We start from the raw sequence: 2,451 nt of genomic DNA, 5'->3' as shown, positions 1-2,451 counted from the left end.
GCCCCCGCTGCTCGCCGTGATCGGTCTCACCGCCGCGGGAGCGCTCGCCCTGGCCGTGCTGACCTTCCTGCTGCTCCGACGTCGATGGGAGCGCCTCACCCTCGGAGTGCAGCCGGAGGAGCTCGTCGCTCTCGTGCAGAACCAGACCGCGGTGCTGAACGGCGTCGACGACGGCGTGCTCGCCGTCGACACCGCGGGCATCGTGCGGGTGAGCAACGAGGCGGCACTGCTCATGCTCGGGCTCGACTCTCCGGTCGGAAGGCCGCTGAGCGACCTCGGGCTCCCCTCGGTCGTCCTCGAGACCGCGACGGGTGCTCGCGCCCGATCGACCGCGGTCGTCGACGAGCGGGTGCTCTACCTCGATTCGCGACCGGTCATCCGCGACGGACGGGCGCTCGGCGACGTGCTCATCATCCGTGATCGCACGGATCTGATCGGACTCACGGAACGGCTGGAGACGGTGAGGACCATGACCGCGGCGCTGCGCGTGCAGCGTCACGAATTCGCCAATCGCATGCACGTGGCCGCCGGCCTCATCGACGCCGAGCGGATCCCGGATGCGCGGGCGTTCCTCGCCGACCTCGTCGAGAGAGGATCCGTGGCGTTCCCCGTCTCGGGTCTCGACCTCGTGCACGATCCGTTCCTGAGCTCCTTCCTCGGCGCCAAGGGCGTCGAGTCCGGTGAACGCGGAGTCTCCCTGCGCATCGCCGATGACACCCAGTTGATCGGCAGCGTGGCGGAGCCCGAAGACGTGGCGGCTGTGCTCGGCAACCTCGTCGACAATGCCGTGACGGCGTCCGTGGCCGGAGACCGGATCCCGCGTTGGGTCGAGGTGGCGGTGTTCGGAGACGGTGACGCACTCGTCGTGACGGTCGCCGACTCAGGCCCCGGGCTCGGCGATGTCGATCCGATGTCTCCGCGCCCACCCGGCGACGATGCGTCCGATCCCGTGCACGGCCACGGGATCGGAATCCCGCTCGCCAGGGAGATCGCGCGCCGAAGCGGCGGCGACCTGTGGATCATCGACCCTGGCGGCGGCGAGCACGGCGCCGTGTTCGCCGCCCGGCTCAACGGCGCCGTCTCGGATGCCGCGACACCCCCGAAGGAGAACAGATGACCGATCCCCTGCGCGTCCTCGTGCTCGACGACGATTTCCGTGTCGGACAGCTGCACAGGGCCATCGTCGACGACCAGCCGGGATTCGCAGCCCTCGAGCCCGTGCGATCCCTCGCCGAGGCACGAGAGAGCATCCGCACCACTCGCCCCGACCTGCTGCTGGCCGATGTCTATCTGCCCGACGGCGACGGCATCGGGCTCGTGCGGGAGGCGGGCATCGACGCGATCCTCATCTCGGCCGCCGACGACGCCCCGACGGTGCGCCGGGCGCTGAGATCGGGCGCAGTGGGATACCTGCTGAAGCCCTTCGACCGACGAGCGCTGACCGGGCTGCTCGAGAGGTACGCGAGATACCGCAATCTCCTCGCCGGTGACCGACCGCTGCGCCAGGAGGATACGGATCGAGCGCTGGCGATCATGCACGGCTCCGCAGAGCCTGTGTCGATCTCACGCTCTGCGACCGAGCAGCTGGTGCTCGCCGCGCTCGGAGACGGAGAGGCCTCAGCCGCCGAGGTCGGCGAACGCGTCGGGATCTCGCGCGCCACGGCGCAACGCCACCTCGCCGCGCTCGCGGCCAGGACCGTGGTGGAGGTGAGCCTGCGCTACGGGGCCACCGGACGGCCCGAGCACCGGTACGCCGCCCGCACGTGAGCCGGGACGCGGACCACGGGGCTCAGGAGTTCGAACCCACCGCGGCCAGTCGTGCCTCTTCGTCGGCGTGGATCGCGCTCTCNNGCGCTCTCGATGATCGGCTCGAGTGCGCCGTCCATCACCTGGTCGAGGTTGTACGCCTTGAAACCGGTACGGTGGTCGGCGATCCGGTTCTCGGGGAAGTTGTAGGTGCGGATCCGCTCGGAGCGGTCCATGCCGCGGATCTGCGACTTTCTCGCATCGGATGCCGCGGCATCCAGCTCTTCCTGCTGCTTCGCCAGCAGTCGAGCGCGCAGGACGCGCATCGCCGCTTCACGGTTCTGCAGCTGAGACTTCTCGTTCTGCATCGACACGACGATGCCGCTGGGCAGATGGGTGATGCGCACGGCGGAGTCCGTCGTGTTCACCGACTGACCACCGGGGCCGGACGAGCGGAACACGTCGATCTTGAGGTCGTTCTGATTGATCGCGATCTCGTCGGGTTCGTCGACCTCGGGGAACACCAGCACTCCGGTCGTCGAGGTGTGGATGCGCCCCTGCGACTCGGTCGCCGGCACGCGCTGCACCCGGTGCACGCCACCCTCGTATTTCAGGTGCGCCCAGACGCCCTGCGCGGGGTCGGTGGAGGATCCCTTGATCGCGACCTGCACGTCCTTGTAGCCGCCGAGGTCGGCCTCGTTGCGC

General features: G+C 69.5%; 2 protein-coding genes and 1 pseudogene. 2 read left to right on the top strand and 1 reads right to left on the bottom strand.

The features are described 5' to 3' along the window. Both J7E68_RS19100 and J7E68_RS19095 read left to right on the top strand, forming a co-directional pair. A partial coding sequence (locus J7E68_RS19100) for a sensor histidine kinase (RefSeq protein ID WP_215175118.1) occupies nt 1-1,117 on the top strand: 1,117 nt, incomplete at its 5' end. Beyond that, nucleotides 1,114-1,767 (top strand): response regulator, encoded by a 654-nt coding sequence (locus J7E68_RS19095; RefSeq protein ID WP_215175117.1) that lies wholly within the window; start codon nt 1,114-1,116, stop codon nt 1,765-1,767. The genes J7E68_RS19100 and J7E68_RS19095, both read left to right, overlap by 4 nt. Nucleotides 1,768-1,789: 22 nt before the next feature. Here the strand turns inward: J7E68_RS19095 and J7E68_RS19090 are convergent. Continuing rightward, nucleotides 1,790-2,451 (bottom strand): annotated as a pseudogene (locus tag J7E68_RS19090) (peptide chain release factor-like protein); the annotation flags it as partial.

Origin of the sequence: Microbacterium sp. ISL-103, from assembly GCF_018613995.1 — a bacterium.
Taxonomy (GTDB): Bacteria; Actinomycetota; Actinomycetes; order Actinomycetales; family Microbacteriaceae; genus Microbacterium.
This window is presented reverse-complemented; position numbering and strand designations above follow the sequence as displayed.

Excerpts from the sequence above, each read along its gene's own strand:
- J7E68_RS19095 (WP_215175117.1), top strand. The coding sequence starts at position 1,114 with ATGACCGATCCCCTGCGCGTCCTCGTGCTCGACGACGATTTCCGTGTC.